Annotated in this window: 13 protein-coding genes; 10 read left to right on the forward strand and 3 right to left on the reverse strand. The window is 69.9% G+C overall.

Annotated features, from left to right (window positions below):
* Positions 1–15 precede the first annotated feature (15 nt).
* The 6 genes from recC to ACQI46_RS01535 all read left to right on the forward strand — a co-directional run bounded on the left by recC (position 16) and on the right by ACQI46_RS01535 (position 13314).
* Positions 16–3309 (forward strand): exodeoxyribonuclease V subunit gamma, encoded by a 3294-nt coding sequence (gene recC / locus ACQI46_RS01510; protein WP_427092167.1) that lies wholly within the window; start codon positions 16–18, stop codon positions 3307–3309.
* Positions 3309–6620 (forward strand): exodeoxyribonuclease V subunit beta, encoded by a 3312-nt coding sequence (gene recB, locus ACQI46_RS01515; protein WP_427092168.1) that lies wholly within the window; start codon positions 3309–3311, stop codon positions 6618–6620. Before recC ends, recB begins: the two co-directional genes overlap by 1 nt.
* Positions 6617–8293, forward strand: coding sequence for an exodeoxyribonuclease V subunit alpha (gene recD, locus ACQI46_RS01520; protein WP_427092169.1), 1677 nt, complete (start codon positions 6617–6619; stop codon positions 8291–8293). Before recB ends, recD begins: the two co-directional genes overlap by 4 nt.
* 71 nt (positions 8294–8364) lie before the next feature.
* Positions 8365–10761: a flippase-like domain-containing protein gene (locus ACQI46_RS01525; RefSeq protein ID WP_427092170.1), complete on the forward strand. Its 2397-nt coding sequence runs from the start codon at positions 8365–8367 to the stop codon at positions 10759–10761.
* Positions 10762–10951: 190 nt separating this feature from the next.
* Positions 10952–12121, forward strand: a complete 1170-nt coding sequence (locus tag ACQI46_RS01530) for an LLM class flavin-dependent oxidoreductase (RefSeq protein ID WP_427092171.1) — start codon at positions 10952–10954, stop codon at positions 12119–12121.
* Positions 12118–13314 carry an SfnB family sulfur acquisition oxidoreductase gene (locus tag ACQI46_RS01535; RefSeq protein WP_427092172.1) on the forward strand — a complete coding sequence of 399 codons (1197 nt, stop codon included), beginning with the start codon at positions 12118–12120 and terminating at the stop codon, positions 13312–13314. Before ACQI46_RS01530 ends, ACQI46_RS01535 begins: the two co-directional genes overlap by 4 nt.
* Before the next feature lie 9 nt (positions 13315–13323).
* Here the strand turns inward: ACQI46_RS01535 and ACQI46_RS01540 are convergent, their stop codons facing one another.
* Positions 13324–13545 carry a hypothetical protein gene (locus ACQI46_RS01540; protein ID WP_427092173.1) on the reverse strand — a complete coding sequence of 74 codons (222 nt, stop codon included), beginning with the start codon at positions 13543–13545 and terminating at the stop codon, positions 13324–13326.
* A gap of 148 nt (positions 13546–13693) precedes the next feature.
* Between ACQI46_RS01540 and ACQI46_RS01545 the strand changes: the two genes are divergently transcribed.
* On the forward strand, positions 13694–14419 hold the full coding sequence (locus ACQI46_RS01545; RefSeq protein ID WP_427092174.1) for a M15 family metallopeptidase: 726 nt from the start codon (positions 13694–13696) through the stop codon (positions 14417–14419).
* A 7-nt stretch (positions 14420–14426) separates the two neighbouring features.
* On the opposite strand, the gene ACQI46_RS01550 is transcribed toward ACQI46_RS01545, so the two are convergent.
* Positions 14427–16337 (reverse strand): diguanylate cyclase, encoded by a 1911-nt coding sequence (locus tag ACQI46_RS01550; protein WP_427092175.1) that lies wholly within the window; start codon positions 16335–16337, stop codon positions 14427–14429.
* Positions 16338–16510: 173 nt separating this feature from the next.
* Here ACQI46_RS01550 and ACQI46_RS01555 point away from each other — a divergent pair, with 173 nt between their 5' ends.
* The 3 genes from ACQI46_RS01555 to ACQI46_RS01565 all read left to right on the forward strand — a co-directional run bounded on the left by ACQI46_RS01555 (position 16511) and on the right by ACQI46_RS01565 (position 20967).
* Positions 16511–19024 (forward strand): glycogen/starch/alpha-glucan phosphorylase, encoded by a 2514-nt coding sequence (locus ACQI46_RS01555; protein WP_427092176.1) that lies wholly within the window; start codon positions 16511–16513, stop codon positions 19022–19024.
* Between the two features lie 85 nt (positions 19025–19109).
* The gene (locus tag ACQI46_RS01560; RefSeq protein ID WP_427092772.1) at positions 19110–19784 is read left to right on the forward strand and encodes a phytanoyl-CoA dioxygenase family protein; all 675 of its coding nucleotides are present in this window, start codon (positions 19110–19112) and stop codon (positions 19782–19784) included.
* A 103-nt stretch (positions 19785–19887) separates the two neighbouring features.
* Complete coding sequence (locus tag ACQI46_RS01565; RefSeq protein ID WP_427092177.1) at positions 19888–20967, forward strand: esterase family protein; 1080 nt, start codon at positions 19888–19890, stop codon at positions 20965–20967.
* A gap of 2 nt (positions 20968–20969) precedes the next feature.
* Here ACQI46_RS01565 and ACQI46_RS01570 read toward each other — a convergent pair whose 3' ends face one another.
* Complete coding sequence (locus ACQI46_RS01570) at positions 20970–21824, reverse strand: DUF4344 domain-containing metallopeptidase (protein WP_427092178.1); 855 nt, start codon at positions 21822–21824, stop codon at positions 20970–20972.
* Positions 21825–21930: the final 106 nt, after the last annotated feature.

A 21930-nucleotide genomic window follows, 5' to 3' on the forward strand; every position in this document is an offset into this window, starting at 1 on the left:
GTACTCTGAGCCGCGATGCCGCTTCACCTCCATCGGGCCGACCGGACCGACCTGCTCGCCGACGGCCTGGGCACGCTGCTGAGCACTCCCCCGGCCGACCCGTTCGCGCAAGACCTGGTTCTGGTGTCCGCGCGTGGAGTGGAACGCTGGCTCAGCCAACGCCTTTCCCACGTCCTCGGCGCCAGTGGAGGTGCCCGTGAGGATGGCGTCTGCGCGGGCATCACGTTCCGCCATCCGGCCTCCCTGGTCGCCGAGCTCACCGGCCTCGCCGACGACGACCCGTGGTCTGCGGAAGCGATGGTGTGGCCGCTGCTCGAGGTGATCGACCAGTCGCTGGACCAGCCGTGGTGCCGCACGCTGGCGGCACATTTCGGTCACTTCGAACACGGCGAGGAGCAGGAGCTGCGACGGGGACGCCGGTATGCGGTGACACGCCGGCTGGCCGGATTGTTCGCCTCCTACGCCCGGCAGCGCCCGGACCTTCTGGTGGCCTGGCTCGAGCATCGCACCGACGGCCTCGATCCCGACCTGGGCTGGCAGCCGGAGCTCTACCGCGCATTGGTCGCGCGGGTCGACGCCGAGCCGCCCCACCTGCGGCACGCGAACGCCGTCGCGCGCCTGCGGGGCGCGCCCACCGCGCTGCCCGGCCGCATCTCACTGTTCGGCCACACGCGGCTTCCGGTCACCGACATCGAGTTGCTGGACGCGCTGAGCACGCACCACGAGTTGCACCTGTGGCTGCCGCATCCCAGCGACGTGTTGTGGTCCCGGCTGCGCGGCGTGCACGGACCGCTGCCCCGCCGCGACGACACCACCCACCGCGACGTCGGGCACCCACTGCTGGCCACGCTCGGGCGTGACTTACGCGAATTGCAGCGCACGCTGCCCGCGGACCCGTACACCGACGAATGTCTCGGTGCCGCAGCACGTCCCGACACGCTGCTCGGGTGGTTGCAGTCCGATCTCGCGGCCAACGCGGTGCGCCCGGCGGGACGTACCCGCCGTGACGACGACCGTTCCGTGCAGGTGCACAGCTGCCACGGGCCGGCCCGCCAGATCGACGTGCTGCGTGAGGTGCTGTTGGGCCTGCTGGCCGACGATCCCACGCTGGAACCGCGCGACATCCTGGTCATGTGCCCCGACATCGAGACCTACGCGCCGCTGTTGGTGGCGGACTTCGGTCTCGGCGAGGTGGTGGCCGGCGCCCACCCGGCGCACCGGCTGCGGGTCAAGCTCGCCGATCGCGCACTGACCCAGACCAATCCGTTGCTGGGGGTCGCCGGCCAGGTCCTGGCGCTGGCGGGTGGCCGCGCCACCGCCAGCGAGGTGCTGAACCTGGCCGAAGCCGCGCCGGTGCGGCACCGCTTCGGCTTCTCCGACGACGATCTGGACACCATCGGCGACTGGGTCCGTCAGGCCAACATCCGGTGGGGGTTCGACCGCGAGTCGCGGCTGCCGTACGGCGTGGATTTCGTGCAGAACACGTGGCGCTTCGGTGTCGACCGGGTGTTGGTGGGTGTGGCGATGTCCGACGACTCGCGGGCCTGGCTGGACACCACGCTGCCGCTCGACGACGTCGGCAGCAATCACGTCGAGTTGGCCGGCCGGTTCGCCGACTACGTCGACCGGCTGCACCGCAGCATCGAATCCCTCACCGGGATCGCCTCTTTGGACCACTGGCTGGGGGCGCTCGGCGATGCCGTCGCCGCGCTGACCGCCGTGCCCGACAGCGACGTCTGGCAGGTCCGGCAGGTCGAACGCGAGTTCGCCGACATTCGCGCCGCGGCCGGCCCGCGCCGCGACACCGAATTGCGCCTCCCTGACATTCGCGCGCTGCTGGACCGCCACCTGGCGGGCCGGCCCACGCGCGCCAACTTCCGCACGGGCACGCTGACCGTGTGCACGATGGTGCCGATGCGGTCGGTGCCGCACCGCGTGGTGTGCCTGGTCGGCCTCGACGACGGCGTGTTCCCGCGGCTCGGTGTCGTCGACGGCGACGACGCCCTGGCCCGCGACCCGATCACCGGGGAACGCGACATCCGGTCCGAGGACCGACAACTGCTGCTGGACGCGATCGGCGCGGCCACCGAGAAGCTCGTCGTCACCTACACCGGCGCCGACGCGCACACCGGGCACCGCAGGCCGCCCGCGGTCCCGCTGGCCGAGCTGCTCGACGCTGTGGACCTGACCACCGGCGCCCCGGTCCGGGACCGCGTTCTGGTCGAGCATCCGTTGCAGCCGTTCGATATTCGCAACGTCACCCCCGGTGATCTCGGCATGCCGCCGGACGAACCGTTCACGTTCGACCCCACCGCGCGCGACGCCGCCGCGGTCGCGGCCGGCCACCGCACGCCGCAACCGCCGCTGCTCGCGGCCAAGCTGCCGCCGCCGCGGCCCGACGACGTCGCCCTCGATGATCTCCTCGGCTTCTTCAAGGATCCCGTCAAGGGGTTCTTCCGGGCGCTGGACTACACGCTGCCGTGGGACGTCGACACCGTCGAGGACGCGATGCCGGTGGAGATCGACGCGCTGGCCGAGTGGAAGGTCGGCGACCGCATGCTCGACGACGTGCTGCGCGGCATGGATCCCGCCACCGCGCAGCAGGCCGAGTGGCGTCGCGGGTCGTTGCCGCCGGGACGTCTCGGTTGGCGCAAGGCCGCCCAGCTGCGCGACCAGGTGGCCGCGCTCGCCGATGCCGCGCAGCGCCACCGGTCCCGCGCGCCGCGCGCGTTCGACATCGACGTCCCGATCGGCGGGGGCCGCCGGGTCACCGGCACCGTACCGAAGGTCTACGGCGACCGACTGGTGTCGGTGACCTACTCCAAGCTCGCCGGTCGCCATCTGCTCGAGTCGTGGATCCGGTTGCTGGCCCTGACCGCCGCGCGGTCCGGCGACTGGACCGCGGTGTGCATCGGCAGGCCCAAGCGCGGCGCCACCCCCAAGGAACGGATGCTGGGCCGGCCGGATCAGTCCCCGGTCGACGTCCTGGCCGATCTGGTCGCGATGTACGACGCCGGTCGCCGCGAGCCGATCCCGTTGCCGCTCAAGACCTCCTACGCGTGGGCCGAGGCACGGTTCACCCGCACCGACCCGATGCGCGACGCCGGCTACCGCTGGAACAGCGGTCGCTACCCGGGCGAGAACGAGGAACCGGCCCACCAGCAGGTGTGGGGCCGCTACACCGACCTCCAGGTGCTGCTGACCCCGGTGCAGCCCGGCGAGGAGTACGACGGAGAGACGACCCGACTGGGTGCGTACGCCTGCCGGCTGTGGTTGCCGATGCTGCACGCAGAAAAGGATCCGCACTGATGCAGGCTTTTGATCTGCTGGGCCCGCTTCCGGCGCCGCGGTCGACGACGGTGCTCGAGGCCAGCGCCGGCACCGGCAAGACGTTCGCGCTGGCGGGTCTGGTGACGCGCTATCTCGCCGAGGGTCACGCGACGCTCGACCAGATGCTGCTGATCACGTTCGGTCGCGCCGCCAGCCAGGAGCTGCGGGAGCGGGTGCGCTGCCAGATCGTCGACGCGCTGGCCGCGTTCGCGGACCCGTCGGCGGTCGGCGACAACGATCTGGTGGCGCAACTCGTCGACGGCACCGACGAGGAGCGGGCGCTACGGCGGCAGCGGCTGCGGGATGCGCTGGCCGGTTTCGACGCCGCCACCATCGCGACCACCCACCAGTTCTGCCAGCTGGTGCTGAAGTCGTTGGGAGTCGCCGGGGACAGCGACGCGGGTGTGCGGCTGGTCGAGAGTCTGGACGACCTGACCGCCGAGATCGTCGACGACCTGTACCTGGCGCACTTCGGTAACGAGCACGACGATCCGGTGCTCACCCGCGACCAGGCGCTGGCGTTGGCGCGCGAGGTGGTCGCCAACGCCGGCACCGAGTTGCGTCCCGCGTCCCCGGAGGCGGGCTCGGAGGCCGAGGTCCGTGTCACGTTCGCCACGCAGGTGTGCGCCGAGCTCGAGCGGCGCAAACGCCGACTCGGCATCCTGCACTACGACGATCTGCTCTCCCGACTGGCTGATGCGTTGCGCGGCAGGGACTCTCAGTACTCTCCGGCCCGCGCCCGCATGCACCGGCGGTGGCCGATCGTGATGGTCGACGAGTTCCAGGACACCGACCCCGTGCAATGGCAGGTCATCGACCGGGCGTTCTCCGGCCGCTCGACGCTGATCCTGATCGGCGACCCGAAGCAGGCCATCTACGCGTTCCGCGGTGGCGACATCGTCACCTATCTGCACGCGGCGCAGAGCGCCGGCGAGCGGCGCACCCTGGCGACCAACTGGCGCAGCGACAGCGCACTGGTCGACGCGCTGCAGGTGGTGCTGCGCGACGCCGAGTTGGGCGATCCCCGCATCGTGGTGCGTCCGATCGAGGCGCGCCACCGCGGCCATCGCCTCCGCGGTGCGCCGCGCAACGACCCGTTCCGGTTGCGCGTGGTCACCCGTGACGCACTGAACACCCGCGCGGACCGCTACATCCCGATGGACCGACTGCGTCGCCACATCGGCGAGGACCTGGCCGCCGACATCGGCGCACTGCTGGCCGGCGATGCCACCTTCTGCGAGAAACCGTTGCAGGCCAGGGACATCGCGGTGATCGTCGAAACCCACAAGGATGCCCGCGCCTGCTTCGACGCGCTGGCCGATGCCGGCATCCCGGCCGTCTACACCGGTGACTCCGATGTGTTCGGGTCCAAGGCCGCCGATGACTGGCTGTGTCTGCTCGAGGCGTTCGACCAGCCGCACCGGTCGGGTCTGGTGCGCGCGGCAGCCACCACGATGTTCTTCGGCGCCACCGCGGAAACCCTTGCCGCCGAAGGGGACGCGTTGACCGACCGGATCGCCCACCGGCTGCGGGAATGGGCCGATCATGCGCGCGAACGGGGGGTGGCCGCGGTGTTCGAGGCCGCGCAACTGGCCGGCATGAGCCGGCGGGTGCTGTCGTGGCACGACGGTGACCGGCACATGACCGACCTGGCGCACATCACGCAGGTGTTGCACGACACGGCGCACCGCGAGCATTTCGGGCTGGCCGCGCTGCGGGACTGGCTGCGCACCCAGCGCGACGAACGCAACGGGGCCGCCGAACGCAACCGCCGCCTGGACAGCGACGCGGCCGCGGTACAGATCATGACGGTGTGGGCGAGCAAGGGGTTGCAGTACCCGGTGGTGTATCTGCCGTTCGCGTTCAACCGCAACATCCAGACCCGCGAGGTGGTGCTATACCACGAGTCCGACACCCGCTGTCTGCACATCGGCGGGCCCGACAGCCCGGACTACAACGCGGTGTCCGTGCTCGGGCGTCGGGAGGCGGCCTCCGATGACGTCCGCCTGACGTATGTGGCGCTCACCAGAGCCCAAGCCCAGGTGATCGCGTGGTGGGCGCCGTCGTACGACGAACCCAACGGCGGGCTGTCGCGGCTGCTGCGCGGCCGCCGACCGGGTGAGACGCTGGTGCCGGACCGCTGCAGTCCGCCGAAGGTCGACGACGCCGACGCGATGGCCGCGCTGCGCGCGTGGGCCGACCTGGGTGGTCCCGTGCTGGAGGAGTCGGTCATCGCGCCGCGCGCCGAGGTCGATCCGTCCACGCCGCCGGAAGGGCTGCGGGCCCGGCACTTTCACCGTCAGATCGACACGATGTGGCGGCGCACGTCGTATTCGGGGTTGCTCCGGGCCTCGGAGGCTTCGGAGCCCAGGGCCGGGGTGTCCAGCGAGCCGGAGGTCGTCGAACTCGACGACGAGAGCGCCGACATCCCGCTGACCGAAAGCGCCGCGACGGCCACGACCGACGTGCCCTCGCCGATGGCCGATCTGCCGATGGGCGCGAAGTTCGGCACGCTGGTGCACGCGGTGCTCGAGACCGCCGAACCGACAGCAGCCGACCTGGCCGCCGAACTCGAGGCCCGCGTCCGGGAGCACTCGGTGTGGTGGCCGGTCGACGTGCCACCCGAGGATCTGGCCCGGGCGCTGGTGCCGCTGCATGACACCCCACTCGGCCCGCTGGCGCCGGGACTGACGCTGCGGCAGATCGCGTTACCAGATCGCTTGCGGGAGATGGATTTCGAGTTCCCGCTGGCCGGCGGCGACCGGCGGGACGACGCCCCGCTGGTAACCGTCGCCGACATCGGCCGGTTGTTCGCCGCGCACGTGCCGGCCGACGACATCCTGGCATCCTATGCCGGCCGGCTCAGCAGCGGCACCCTGGCCGACCAGTCGCTGCGCGGCTATCTGACCGGGTCGGTGGATGCCGTGCTGCGTCTGCCCGATCAGCGGTTCGTGGTGGTCGACTACAAGACCAACTGGCTCGGCGAGCCCGAGTTGCCGCTCACCGCAGCCGATTACACGATGCCGCGAATGGCCGAGGCGATGCTGCACTCCGACTATCCGCTGCAGGCGCTGCTGTATTCGGTGGTGCTGCACCGGTTTTTGCGCTGGCGGCTGCCGGACTACCAGCCGGACCGGCATCTCGGCGGGGTGCTGTACCTGTTCCTGCGCGGGATGTGTGGTCCCGACACCCCGGTGGTCGACGGGCATCCGTGCGGGGTGTTCAGCTGGCGACCGCCCGCCGCGCTGGTGACTGCCGTCTCCGATGCGCTGGCCGGGGGCCGGCCGTGACCGAGATCGATCTGCTCGCTCCGTTCGTCGAGGCCGAGGTGTTCGAGCCCGCCGACGTGCACGTGGCCACCCGGCTCTGCGCGCTGGCCGGCGAACCGGATCAGACCGTGGCGCTGGCCGCCGCGTTCGTCGTGCGGGCACTGCGCTCGGGATCCGTGTGCGTGGATCTGCAGTCGCTCGCCGAGCAGGTGCCGCTGCCCGGCCTGCCGTGGCCGGAGCCGCAGGAGTGGCTGCGCGCGGTGCGGGCGAGCCCGCTGGCCGCAGAGCAGGTGCTGCGCTTCGTCGACGACCTGCTGTACTTCGACCGGTACTGGCGCGAGGAGCAGCAGGTCCGCGACGACGTGCTGGCGCTGCTGGCCACCCCGCTGCCGGCCGAAGTGCCCGGGTTGGAGCGGCTGTTCCCGGCGGGCCGCGAGGAGCAGCGCCGCGCCGCCGAAGTGGCGCTGGCGCAGTCGCTGACCGTGCTCACCGGCGGTCCGGGCACCGGCAAGACCACCACGGTGGCGCGGCTGCTGGCGCTGCTGGCCGAACAGGCCGAGCTCGCCGGGCGACCGCCGCTGCGCATCGCCCTGGCCGCACCCACCGGCAAGGCCGCCGCAAGGCTGGCCGAGGCGGTGCACCACCAGATCGGTGAGCTCGACCCCGCCGACCGCGACCGCCTCGGCGAGCTGACCGCATCCACCCTGCACCGGCTCCTGCAGCGCCGGCCGGGCAGTTCGTCGCGGTTTCGCCACCACCGGGAGAACCGCCTGCCGCACGACGTCGTCGTCGTCGACGAGACGTCGATGGTGTCGCTGACGTTGATGGCGCGGTTGTTGGAGGCGGTGCGGCCGGACAGCCGGCTGCTGCTGGTCGGTGACGCCGACCAGCTGGCCTCGGTGGAGGCCGGCGCGGTGCTGGCCGACCTGGTCGACGGGCTCGGCGGCCGCACCGACGTGCGGGTCGCCTCGCTGCAGACGTCGCACCGGTTCGGTGCGGACATCGGCGCGCTGGCCGACGCGATCCGCACCGGGGAGGCCGACCGGGTGCTCGAGCTGCTGAGTACCGGCGGGGACCACGTCGAGTGGCTGGACACCGACGAGCCCGCCGACCAGCTGCGCGCTCCGCTGCTGGCGCAGGCGATGCTGCTGCGCGACGCCGCGCTGCTCGGCGACGTCGCGGCCGCGGTGCGCGCCTTGGAGGGACACCGCCTGTTGTGCGCCCACCGCCGCGGACCGCACGGTGTCGCGCACTGGAACCACCAGGTGCAGCGCTGGCTGGCCGACGCGACCGGAGAGCCGATGTGGTCGCAGTGGTATCCGGGCCGGCCGGTGCTGGTCACCGCCAACGACTACGGGTTGGGTCTCTACAACGGCGACACCGGGGTCGCCGTGCTGCGCGACGACGCCCTGCAGGTGGCCATCGGGGAGGTCCAGCTGCGGCCGAGCAGGCTGGCCGACGTGGAGACCATGCACGCGATGACCATCCACAAGAGTCAGGGCAGCCAGGCCGACGACGTCACCGTGCTGATGCCGCCGCCCGACTCGCGGCTGCTGACGCGCGAGCTGTTCTATACCGCGGTCACCCGCGCGCAGAAGCGGGTCCGCGTCGTCGGATCCGAGGCGTCCGTGCGGGCCGCGATCGAGCGGCGCGCGCTGCGGGCGTCGGGCCTGGCTCGCCGCCTGCGCCAGTAACCGGCCGGTCTTCGCTAAGTTGTCGGTGAGCCGATGACGGTTCACGAGCCGACCTGAGAGATCGTTGTTGCATGCGAGTTGACGGGCGCGACATCGCTGTCACCGGCAGCCTGCTGCAGCCCTTGACGCGACGCACCAACGACATCCTGCGGCTCGCGCTGGCCGGTGTCTTCCTGGCCGTGGTGGTGACCAGCTCGCTGATCACCCGCTACGAGTGGGAGGTGCTGGAGCGGTCGATCTCCGAGATCGTCGGCGTGCTCAGCCCGACCCAGTCCAACGCCGTGTACCTGATCTACGGTGTGGCGATCCTGGCGCTGCCGTTCGCGATCCTGATCGGGCTGATCGTGCAGCAGCAGTGGAAGCTGCTCGGCGCGTACGCCGCGGCCGGGGCGATCGCGATCCTGTCGCTGTCGATCACCGGCAACGGAATCTCCGCACCGCAATGGCATTTCGATCTCAACGGCCGGTTGGACACCGTGCTGTCGCAGTTCCTCGACGACCCCCGCTGGATCGCGATGCTGGCGGCGGTGCTGACGGTGTCGGGGCCGTGGCTGCCGGCCCGGTGGCGCCGCTGGTGGTGGGCGCTGCTGCTGGCGTTCGTGCCGATCCACCTGGTGGTCAGCGCGGTGGTGCCGGCGCGGTCGCTGCTCGGGCTGGCGGTGGGCTGGTTCGTCGGCGCGCTGGTGGTGCTGGTGGTCGGCACGCCGGCCCTGGAGGTGCCGCTCGACGACGCGGTGCGCGCGCTGGCCCGTCGCGGTTTCCGCGTCGCGTCGCTGACGGTGATGCGACCGGCCGGGCGCGGACCGCTGGTGTTGTCCGCGCGCCGCGACCCGGACGACGACCTCTCCGAGGCCGAACCCGACACCGCGGTCGTCGAGCTCTACGGGCCGCACCAGCGCGGCGGCGGCTTCGTCGCGCAGTTCTGGAGCAAGCTGCGGCTGCGCGACGACGAAACCGCCCCCCTCCAGACGTCGATGCGGCGGCGCGTCGAGCACCGCGCGCTGATGGCCATCGCGATCAGCGAACTCGCGATCGCCAACACCTCGCCGATCGCGGTCGCGCCGCTGGACCGCGGCTGGACGCTGTACGCGCACAAACCCGCCCGCGGTGTCACGATCGACCGCTGCCGCGAGTCGACACCGGTGACGCGGGTGTGGGACTCGCTCGGGATTCTGCACAGCCAGCAGATCTCGCACGGTGATCTGCGCGCCAACCAGATCACCGTCGACGAGGGCACGCCGTTGTTCGGCGGCTTCATCTACGCCGAGTACGGCGCTTCGGAAGCGCAGCTGCACGCCGACATCGCCCAGCTGCTGGTCACCACGAGCGACCTGTACGAAGCCGAGGATGCGGTGCGCGCGGCGATCACGGTGTTCGGCAACGAACAGGTGCTCGACGCGTCGCGCCGCCTCACCAAGGCTGCGGTGCCCAAACGGGTACGCGAGCCGGTGAGTGACGCCGGCGCCGCGCTGTCGCTGCTGCGCGACGAGGTCAAGCGCCAGACCGGAGCCGACCAGATCCCCGTCGCGACGATCACCCGGTTCACCCGAAACCAGCTCATTCAGCTGGTGCTGTTGGTGGCGCTGGTCTACGTCGCCTATCCGTTCATCAGCTCGGTGCCGGTGTTCTTCTCGGAGTTGCGGTCGGCGAACTGGTGGTGGGCCCTGGTCGGATTGGCGGTCTCGGCGCTGAAGTACCTGGGTGCCGGTGCCGCGTTGTGGGCGTGCGCCGACGGTCTGGTCAGCTACCGCAAGCTCAGCATCATGCAGGTGGCCAACACGTTCGCCGCGACCACCACGCCCGCGGGCGTCGGCGGGCTCGCGTTGAGTGCGCGGTTCCTGCAGAAGGGCGGGCTGGGGCCGCTGCGCGCGACCACCGCGGTGGCACTGCAGCAGTCGGTCCAGGTGATCACGCATCTGACGCTGCTGGTGTTCTTCAGCTTCGCTGCCGGCGCGTCGGCCGACCTGTCGCGGTTCGTGCCCAGCACCACGGTGATCTATCTGGTGGCCGGTGTGCTGTTGGGTGCGGTCGGGATCTTCCTGTTCGTGCCGAAGCTGCGGCACTGGCTGGCCACCGCGGTGCGTCCGCGGCTGGAGGAGGTGCTCGACGACCTCAAGGAGCTGGCCCGCGAACCGAAGCGGCTGGCGATGATCATCTTCGGTTGCGCCACAACCACTCTCGGTGCCGCGCTGGCATTGTGGGCCAGCATCGAAGCGTTCGGTGGTGACGCCAGCTTCGTCACGGTCACCATCGTGACGATGGTCGGCGGCACGCTGGCCTCGGCCGCCCCGACCCCCGGTGGTGTCGGCGCGGTGGAGGCCGCGCTGATCGGTGGCCTGGCCGCGTTCGGTGTGGCCGCCGCGGTGGCGGTGCCGGCAGTGCTGCTGTACCGCATCCTGACCGTGTGGCTGCCGGTGTTCGTCGGCTGGCCGATCATGCGCTGGCTGACCCGCAACGACATGATCTAGCTCACCCCGTTCCGCCGAGCGCGCGTGTCTGTCCCCCGCCACGCCGTGTTGAGCAGGCATTTTCCGCGCGCTCGTCGCTCGCGAGAGTTTCAATCGCGCTGACACAAACCGCTGACTGGCCGACCGCGCCCCGGCACGCTTTCGCAGTGACTCGTGCGATCCTCTCCAACGCGTTCGACTGGCGGCACCCGTGACCATCAAATTGCACTGGTTCCTGCCCACATACGGCGACAGCCGGCTGATCGTCGGCGGCGGCCACGGCCAGCCCGCCGGCGCTGCCAGTGGTGACCGCGACGCGTCGATCGACTACCTCGGGTCGATCGTGCGGGCCGCGGAGACCTTCGGCTTCACCGGGGCGCTGATCCCGACCGGCGCCTGGTGCGAAGACGCGTTCATCACCGCAGCACTGCTGGCCCGCGAGACCACGTCGCTGGCGTTCCTGGTGGCGTTCCGGCCCGGCCTGGTCAGCCCGACGTTGTCGGCGCAGATGGCCGCGACGTTCGCCCGCCATGCCCCGGGCCGCCTCCTGCTCAACGTCGTCGTCGGCGGCGAGGCCCACGAACAGCGCGCGTTCGGCGACCACCTGGACAAGGACGGCCGCTATGCGCGCTGCGACGAATTCCTCGACGTCGTGCGCCGGTTGTGGGCCGGTGAGACGGTATCGCTCGACGGTGAGCACATCCAGGTCGAGCAGGCGGCCATCCCGACGCTGCCGGATCCGGTGCCCCCGTTGTACTTCGGCGGCAGTTCGGCGGCGGCGGGACCGGTGGCCGCCCGGCACGCCGACGTGTATCTGACGTGGGGTGAGCCGCCCGAGGCGGTGCGCGACAAGGTCGACTGGATCCGCAAGCTGGCCGCCGAGCAAGGCCGCGAGGTGAGGTTCGGTATTCGCCTGCACACCATTTCGCGGGATACCGCCGACGAGGCGTGGGCGCAGGCCGACAAGCTCGTCGCGGCGCTCGACGAGGACACGGTCCGCAACGCGCAGAACGGTCTGTACCGCAGCGAGTCCGAGGGACAGAGGCGCATGCTGGCCCTGCACGAGGCGCACCGCCGTGACGGCAGCTGGCACGACGCGCGCTCGCTGGAGGTGGCGCCTAACCTGTGGGCCGGCGTGGGGCTGGTTCGCGGCGGTGCCGGCACCGCGCTGGTCGGCAGCCACACCGAGGTCGCCGACCGCATCGCCGAGTATGCCGAGATCGGCATCGACGAGTTCATCTTCTCCGGTTACCCACACCTCGAGGAGCTGTTCTGGTTCGGCGAGGGTGTGGTGCCGCTCCTGCGTGAGCGTGGCCTGTTCCACAGCCAAAGTCTCGCAGCTGCAACGGCTTCGATCCCATTCCTCGGCGCGCCCCGATGACCGCACTGACCTCGACCACCGAGGCACTGGAGACCGCGGCCAAGCTGTCGGCGGAGTTCGACGCCGGGGCCGCCGACCGCGACACACAGCGGCTGCTTCCGCACCAACAGGTGGATTCGTTGAAATCCTCCGGATTGCTTGGCATTTCGGTTCCCACAGACCACGGCGGCATCGATGCACCGGCCGACGTGCTGGCCGAGGTGTTCCGGCTGATCGCGCACGCGGACCCGTCACTGGCACAGATTCCGCACTCGCACTTCGTCTTTCTCGAGGCGTTGCGGCTGCAGGGCACGCCCGATCAGCAGGCCTACTTCTACCGATTGGTGCTCGACGGCGCCATGCTGGCCAATGCACAGTCCGAACGGGGCCCGCACCCGATCGACGTCGACACCACGACGCTGACCCGTAGACCGCACGGTGACTTCGTACTCTCGGGCCGCAAGTTCTATTCGACGGGCGCGCTGTTCGCCGACTGGGTGGTGGTGCGCGCGTCACTCGACGACGGGCAGGTGCCGACGGCGGCCACCCCGAAGGCGCTGGCGTTCGTGCCGCGCGACGCGGACGGCGTCGAGATCGTCGACGACTGGGACGGCATGGGACAGCGCACGACGGCATCGGGCACGGTGACGTTGACCGGCGTGGCGGTGCCCAGCGAGCATGTGGTGCCGTTCTCCCCGATTTTCGCGGCGCCGACGACGTACGGCGCGCGGGCCCAGCTGGTGCATGCGGCGATCGACGTCGGTATCGCCACGGGCGCGTTGGCGGCGGGAGTGCGGCAGGCGCAGCGGGCGCGGCCGCATTTCGAGGCGTCGGTCCCGACGGCGGTGGAGGACCCGACGCTGATCGCTGCGGCCGGCGAGGTGACGGTGACGGTGCGCGCTGCGCAGGCACTGCTGAGCGAGGCCGCGCGGGCGGTGGATGCGGCGAACGCGCAACTGACCGAGGAGTCCGCGGCATCCGCATCGGTGGCGGTCGCGGTGGCCAAGGTGGCGGCGGTGCGCGCATCTTTGGAGGCGTCGACCGTGCTGTTCGAGCTGGGCGGTACGCGCAGCGCGTCGGCGGCGGGCAATCTCGCCCGCCATTGGCGCGACGCGCGCACGCACACGCTGCACGATCCCACGCGATGGAAGTTGCAGCACATCGGCCGTCACACGCTGTCGGGCACCCGCCCGCCGCGGCACGGCCAGTTGTGAGTCAGCGCCTCAGCAGAGCACCCCGGCGAACACGGCTCCGGAGACCAATGCGATGACGATCGCGATGGTCGGTAGCCCGCTGGACAGCGCCACCACGACGCCGGCGACCGCCGCGACCAGAAGGGTCACCATCAAGATGACGACCGCCCAGTTGACCGACCTGGACGGGTGCACGCCGTGCCGCGATTCGCCCTCTGTGGGTACCACCGCGCCCTCGCCGATTCCCATCATGTGCCGCCTTTCTGTGACTATGCACACACTATAGCCGGGAAATGAGCCTCGTCACACCAATCGCGGCAACACCGTTACCCGCGCGTCAATTCGAAAGGTCAACTAACAGAACTGATTAGCGCGACTAATCGCGGTAGGTTGGGTTCCGGTGACCCTGCTCCGCCTCTGCTTGGGGACCGCTCTGACGGCGGCCCTCGTCCAGTGCGCCCCGCCGCCGGAACCCGGCCCGACCGAGCCGACCGTGCCGCCCGCCGAGCCGACAGCACAGGCGCTGCCGCCCGAAACCGTGCGCACAGTGGCGCCACCGCCACGCCCCCAGCCCGCCTCGGTACACCCGGTGACCGCTGCGGATCTGGCCTCCACCTGGCGGCCCGGGTGCCCGCTGCCGCCTGAGCAACTGCGCCGGGTGGAGCTGAACCACGTCGGCTTCGACGGGCAGCCCCACCGCGGCGTGCTGGTGGTGCACGAGGACCTCACTGCCGAGGTCATCGCGGTCTTCGAGGAGCTGTTCCGCCTGGACTTCCCGATCGAGAAGATGCGGACCGCCGATCACTACCCGAACGCCGACGACGAATTGTCGATGCGCGACAACAACACGTCCGCGTTCAACTGCCGCGACATCCCCGGCACCGGGAACTGGTCACTGCACGCCTACGGGCGCGCCATCGACATCAATCCGAAGCTCAACCCGTACATCGATCGGCGCGGTACCCACGAACCGGCCAACAGCGGTCCGTGGGTGGACCGCACCCGCACCGATCCGGGGATGCTGCACGACGGCGACCCTGCCGTCCGGACGTTCACCGACCGCGGCTGGCAGTGGGGCGGGCACTGGACCACACCGCTGGACTACCAGCATTTCGAGTGGAAGTGAGCCGGGCTCAGTCGTCGTGCCGGCCGCCGGCGACCTCGCGCGGCCGTCCCCCGGGATGGTGGGGTGCCACCGCGATCGCGTCACGGCCGTCGGATTTCGCGGTGTACAACGCCCGGTCGGCGCGGTCGAGCAGTTCGGCGACGGCCAGGTCGGGGTCGAAGTCGGGGTCGACGGACCGCAACCGCATCTCGTCGCGGGGATGCACCGTGGCCACTCCGATGCTGACGGTCACCACTCCGCACGGCGTGGCCGGATGTCCGATGGCCAGTGCCCGGATCGCCGAGGACAGCCCGAGGGCGAAGGTGTAGGGACTGTCGCAGCCGGCGAGCACCACCGCAAACTCCTCGCCGCCGTAACGTGCCGACACGCACGCATCGGGTGCGGCCAGGTTCTGCAGGACGTCGGCGACCTCGCGCAGGCAGGTGTCGCCGGCCTGGTGACCGAAATGGTCGTTGTAGGCCTTGAAGTGGTCGACGTCGATGAACAGCGCGGTCAGCGGCTGGTCCGATTCCAGGGCGCTGAGCCAGATCTCGCGGGCCCGCTGGTTCAGTCCGCGCCGGTTGGCCAGCCCGGTCAGCGGATCGGTGTGCGCCATGTCGGTCAGTGACTCCTGCACCTCGCGCTCCAAGGTCACATCGCGCAGCACCGCCGCGGCCAGCCCTTTCGTGGAGCGGCGGCTGTGCATGACGAACCAGCACCAGGATCCGTCGCTGGATTTGATGCGGAACGGCGCGGACGCACCGACGGGGGTGGAGCGCCAGTGGTTGGCGATGATGCTCAGGTCGTCGGGGTGGACCTCGCCTTCCCACTCGGCGCGCGTGATGTGGCCGCGGGGCAGGTTCAGGCTGCTGTGTCCGGTGAATGCGTGGTGCAGCACGTCGCCGCGGGCGTCGACGACGATGACGAGGTCGCCGGTCAGATCGGCGACGAGGTCGTAGACGTCGTGGCTGGCGTCGTCCAGTGCGGTGAGGCGGTTGCGTTCCTCGAGCGCCGCGGCCACCAGCACCACCATCACGTACCCGGCGAGCAGGAACACCTGCGCGCGGATCATCGCCACGGTCAGGCTGTCGCCGACGACGAACGGACCCGTCCCCATCGCCGTCGAGCCCAGGATGATGGTCGCCCCGACCGCCATCTGCCAGAACGCCGCGGCAATTCCGAATTCGATGAGCACCAGCAGTGCGGGCACCCCGGTCAGGAACATCAGCACGAAGCTGGACTCGACTGCGGCCAGCACACCCAGCGCGACCATCAACACCGTGAAGCCGATACCGGTGATCAGCTGGCGCGCGGTGTAGCGCCGCCAGTACCGCCGCCACCGCAGCAGCACCGGGGCCAGGAACGCGATGCCGACGGCCTCGGCGAGGTACCACATCAGCACGGGCATCACCAGCGAGCTGTGCTCCGGCCAGCCCTGGTCAGCGAGCAGCAGGCTGACCGTCCCGATCACCGCGGCCAGCAGCGGGCCCAGGAGCACGCCGTAGAGGACGAAGCGGCGCCAGCTGTGCAGCGAGTCGCTGCGGCCGAAGACCCAGTCCCGGTCGGCGTGCAGCATCGTCGCGGCGAAGACCACCGCGGTGAACGTGGACAGGGCAGCCAGGTCGGGGCGCTGGTCGAGCAGCACCCATGCCGGGATGTACTGGCACAACGCGAACGCGACCAGATACGCCGGCCAGTGGCGACGGCGGGACATCAGCAGCGCGACCAGCTGCGGCGCGGCCGCCAGCCAGGCGACCGTCCACGTGCGCCCGTCGAGGGTCCCGAGCCATCGCAGCACATACGAGGTCACCGCGACGGCCGCAGTCCAGGCCAGCAGCTGCCACAGAGGTGGCACGGCGTCGAACGCGCGCCAGCGTGCGCGCAAACGCTGCCGGCGATCGGCAAAGCCGACTGCCAGCGATGTCTCCCTCGACGGCATGGGTCTAGTCAACCCCGTCAATTAACGATCCGGCAATCCCAGCGGCCTCGCAGGCTCCGATCGTCCCGCCGCGGGGGGTGTGCACATTGGCGTTCACATGGCCGACGCCGCGCGGAAACACCGGGGCGCGACAATGACCCGACCGCTGATCCCACCGACTGCAGGAGGTTGACGTGACCGACGTCCGCAACGCCCCATCCGCCGAGGTCAACGGGGTTCCGCTGGGACCGACCGGACAGACCCGCACCGGGCTGACTGCGGACACGCTGCGTGCTGCGGTGACCGACCACCTGCTCTACTCGATCGCCCGGCCGCCCGCGGTGCTGACGCCCGAGCACTACTACCGGGCGTTGTCGCTGGCGGTGCGCGACCGCATGCAGAAACGGTGGATGGCCACCACACAGGACTGGCTCGACCTCTCGGCGAAGGTGGTCTGCTACCTGTCCGCGGAGTTCCTGATGGGGCCGCAGCTCGGCAACAACCTGCTCAACCTCGGGATCGAGGAACAAGCGCGCGAAGCGCTGGCCGACCTCGGGCAGGACCTCGATGTGATCCTGGCCTGCGAGGGCGAACCGGGGCTGGGCAACGGCGGGCTGGGCCGGCTCGCGGCGTGCTATCTGGACTCGCTGGCCGCGCTGGAACGGCCATCGGTCGGCTACGGCATCCGCTACGAGTTCGGCATCTTCAGCCAGGAGATCAGCGACGGTTGGCAGGTCGAGAAGACCGACAACTGGCTGGTGCACGGCAACCCGTGGGAGATCGACAAGCCCGACGCGAGCTACCTGGTGAACTGGGGCGGCCACACCGAGACCTACGAAGACGTCACCGGGCGGCTGCGGGTCCGATGGGTGCCGCAGCGGGTGCTCAAAGGCGTCTCCTACGACACCCCGGTGCAGGGCTACGGCGTCAACACGTGCAACACGCTGACGCTGTGGAGCGCGCGGGCGGTGGAATCGTTCGCGCTCGAGGCGTTCAACACCGGCGACTTCTACAAGGCGGTCGACGAGGAGGTCGTCTCGGAGACGGTGTCGAAGGTGCTCTATCCCAACGACGAACCCGACGCCGGCAAGCGGCTGCGCCTGCTGCAGCAGTACTTCTTCGTCACGTGCTCGCTGCAGGACATCCTCGACATCCACCTCAACCGTGCACACCGGCCGCTGCACCAACTTCCTGACAAGTGGGCGATCCAGCTCAACGACACCCACCCGTCGATCGCGGTGGCCGAGTTGATGCGGCTGCTCATCGACGAGCATCAGCTCGACTGGGACACCGCATGGGATCTGACCGTGCGCACCTTCGCCTACACCAATCACACGCTGCTGCCCGAGGCGCTCGAGACGTGGCCGCTGGGCATGTTCGGCGAGGCGCTGCCGCGGCACCTGGAGTTGATCTACGAGATCAATGCGCGCTTCCTCGATGAGGTGCGCGAGGCGTTCCCCGGTGACGAGGACCGGGTGCGACGCATGTCGTTGATCGGTGAGGACGGCGCCAAGTCCGTGCGCATGGCGCATCTGGCCACGGTCGGCAGCCACAGCGTCAACGGTGTCGCCGCGCTGCATTCGGAACTGCTGAAGTCCAGTGTGCTCAAGGACTTCTACGAGATGTGGCCACAGCGGTTCGGCAACGTGACCAACGGAGTGACACCGCGCCGGTTCCTGGCGCTGTCGAACCCGGGGTTGCGCGGCCTGCTCGACGACACCATCGGGCCGGGATGGATGACCAACCTCGAGCGGCTGCACGGGCTCGAGGCGTTCGTCGACGATCCGTCGTTCCGGCAGCGGTGGCGGGAGATCAAGCGCGCCAACAAGTCTCGTCTTGCCGAGTATGTGCACGGCGCCACCGGCATCGAGCTGGACCCGACGTGGATGTTCGACGTGCAGGTCAAGCGCATCCACGAATACAAACGTCAGCATCTGATGGTGTTGCACATCATTGCGCTGTACCACCGGCTCAAATCCGATCCGTCGCTGTCAATCCCGCCGCGCGTGTTCATCTTCGGCGGCAAGGCCGCGCCCGGCTACCACATGGCCAAGCGAATCATCAAGCTGATCAACGCCGTCGGCGAGACCGTCAACGCCGACCCGGAGGTGAACCGCTGCCTGAAGGTGGTGTTCCTGCCGAACTTCAACGTCAAGACCGCGCATCTGGTGTATCCGGCGGCCAACCTGAGCGAGCAGATCTCCACCGCAGGTAAGGAGGCGTCCGGCACCGGGAACATGAAGTTCATGATCAACGGCGCGTTGACCATCGGCACGCTCGACGGCGCGAACGTCGAGATCCGGCAGGAAGCGGGTGCGGAGAACTTCTTCCTGTTCGGACTGACCGAGGATCAGGTCGCCGAGGTGAAGGCCGACGGCTATCGGCCGCTGAGTCATGTGGAGTCGGACCCGGAACTGGCCGCGGTGCTGGAACTCATCGTGTGCGGCGAGTTCACCCGAGGAGACACCGAGGTGCTGCGCCCGATCGTCGACAACCTGTGCCACCACGACCCGTTCCTGGTGCTGGCCGACTACCGTTCGTATGTGGACCGGCAGGCCGAGGTCAGCCAGGCGTGGCTGGACCGCGACGCGTGGTCGCGCATGTCGATCCGCAACACCGCGCGCAGTGGCCGGTTTTCGTCGGACCGTGCGATCAAGGAGTACTGCGCCGAGATCTGGGGCGTCGGCCCCATGTCGGTCACCCTCTGACCCGCCGAAATTGCATTCCACGCGCGTCAACTAGCCGAAAACCACTCGCCAGAGGCAATCTCGGCGTGCCACGCTCGACGCCGTGATGGACACGTTCGCCGCCGACGGTTTCGTCAAGATCGCCGCTGCTGCGCCCCGGGACGTCGCCGACGCCGCCCGCGCCGAGCTGTGGGCGCAGCTCGACGCGTCGCCGCACGACCCGTCGACGTGGACGCAGCCGGTGCTGTGGGCGGCCGATCTCACGGGAGCGGGTCCGTTCGGCGAAATCGTGCGCAGCCCTGCGGTCGCCGACGCGCTCGACGGGCTGTTCGGTGCGGGCGGCTGGGTGCCGCGGGGTTCACTGGGCAACGTCCCGGTCCGGTTTCCGGTGCAGCCGCCGGCCGACGACCGTGGCTGGCACATCGACCTCAACACCCCGCTGCCCGACGGGTCCTGGGCCGTCACCAGCCGGCCGCACACCCTGCTGATGCTCACGTTGCTCTCCGAGGTGACGATCGACGATGCTCCGACGCGGTTGCGCGTCGGCTCGCACCGCGACACCGCCGCGGCTCTGGGCGACGGGCCCCTCGATGCCGTCGCGGCCGCGCAACGCATCGAGCCGGCAAGCAGGCACCGCCCGGTGCGTTACGCGACCGGATCTCCCGGCGACGTCTACCTCGTCCATCCGTTCACCGTGCACGCCGCCGACGAACATCGCGGCACCACACCGAGATTCATGGCGCAGGCACCCGTCGTGCTGACCAGACCGCTGCCCCTGTGACCACCGGGATCGATCTCAGCGCGGCCATGAATCGGTAACGAGCGGGTCACTGCCCCGCGCGGTAGCCGGTGATGCGCCCAAGCTGCTGCGTACGGTCACGCGCGTGCCGTCCCTTCGACATCGGATCCGCCGCATCGGCGCACGGCTTGCCGCCGCGGCGCTGCTGCCCGCTGCCCTGCTGACCGTCGCGCCGCCGGCGCCCGTACAGGCGTTCTCGCCGGCGGGCCTGCCGATCGAGCAGCTCGACGTGCCGTCGCCGTCGATGGGCCGCACCATCCGCGTCGAATTCCAGCACGGCGGACCGCATTCGGTGCTGCTGCTGGACGGGCTGCGTGCGCAGGACGACTTCAACGGCTGGGACATCAACACCGCCGCGTTCGAGTGGTTCCACCAGTCCGGCGTCTCGGTGATCATGCCGGTCGGCGGCCAATCCAGCTTCTACGCCGATTGGTACCGCCCCGCCAAGGGCAATGCCGGCACCGTGACCTACAAGTGGGAGACGTTCCTGACCCGCGAACTGCCGTCGTGGCTCGCCGCGAACAGGGGGCAGGACCCGTCCGGCAACGCCGTTGTGGGATTGTCGATGTCGGGCAGCGCCGCGCTCACGCTGGCGGCCTGGCACCCGCACATGTTCAAGTTCGCGTCGTCGCTGTCGGGGTACCTGGCGCCGTCGCGTGGGCTGTGGCCGACGCTGATCGACATCTCGATGCAGGACGCCGGCGGTTACGACGCGTACGACATGTGGGGCAAGCCCGGCTCACCGGCCTGGCTGCGCGCCGACCCGACCGTCAACATCAACCGGCTGGTCGCCAACCGCACTGCATTGTGGATTTACTGCGGCAACGGGGCGACATCGGATCTGGACACCGGTGCGGACCTCGCGGCGAGTTTCAGCGCCGGCTACCTGGAGAACATCACGCTGAGCACCAACAAGGAGTTCCGCGACAAGTACGTGGCTGCCGGCGGCCGCAACGCCGTGTTCAACTTCCCTCCCAACGGAACTCACAGCTGGGGGTATTGGGGTGCGCAGCTGCAGGCGATGAAAGCCGACATCGTCCGGCTCTTGGTGCCACCACCGCCGCCGCCCCCTCCCCCGCTACCGCCCGGTGTCCCGCTGCCGCCGCCCGGTGCGCCGTTGCCGCCGCCGCCCGCGATGCCGCCGGCTCCGGCTCCGGCGGGGTAGCCCTACTTGAAGTGCGGTTCGAGCAGCGTTGACCACGCGTTGTCCAGCTGCTGCCACTCGGCCTCGCAGCCGTCGGCGCGCGCTTGCGGCAGTCCGTCGTCACCGACGAGGTCGCCGTTGCCGTCGGGATCGGCACCGTAGATCCAGCACTGCAGGTTGTAGGTGCGGGTCTCGTCGAGTGAGTGCGTGTCGGCCAGATCGGTGACGTCCAGTTCGCTGCGCTGTTCGCCCAGCGCCTGGAACGTGCGCGCGAAATCCTTGACCGCCTGCACGGACTCGGGGTCGACCGTGCCGTCATCGCCGGGCTGCAGCAGCAGGTAGGCGGCGAGCTGGTCGGCGACGTCCTCTTCGCGACCGGTGATGGGTAGGTCGTAGAGGCTAATCACCATGTGTCCGAGTTCGTGGTAGAACGTCGCGATCTCGGAGTTCAGCGCCGCGGACGTGGGATCGTCGACGCCGTCGGCGGTGAACACCGCCAACGCGTTGTCGACGTCTTCGTAGCAGATCGTGATGCTGTTCTCCGAGGAATCCCAGTAGGCGTTGGCCTCGCCGCATTCGGCTCCGAGCAGTGCGACGTCGTTGGGCAGGATCAGCCCTTCATTGATGTCGGCGGCCAGGTCTTCGAGCAACGTGTACTCCTGCAGCAGCGCGCGGCCGTTGACGGCTTCGGGGCTCTGCGCATCCTCGTAGGTGACGATCATCGTGCCGCCGCCCTCGTCGGCGGCGGGCTCCTCAGCCTGGTCGGCGGCTTGCGCCTGCGGTGACGCCGAACTCGGCGACTCCTGCTGTTCCTGCGGAGCGCCGCAGCCGACCACCAACAACGCCAGCGCACAGCCCGACGCGATCCCACGACGCATGTCTGCTCCCTCAGCCGTCCCAATTTAAATTGACACAGTCGCAGATTTTTGGGTGATGCGCGCGGTGAATCAGTGAAAGTCGGCTCCTCGCCGAGCCCTCGAGGAT

It is taken from the genome of Mycobacterium sp. SMC-4 (assembly GCF_050205565.1).
Classification (GTDB): Bacteria; Actinomycetota; Actinomycetes; order Mycobacteriales; family Mycobacteriaceae; genus Mycobacterium.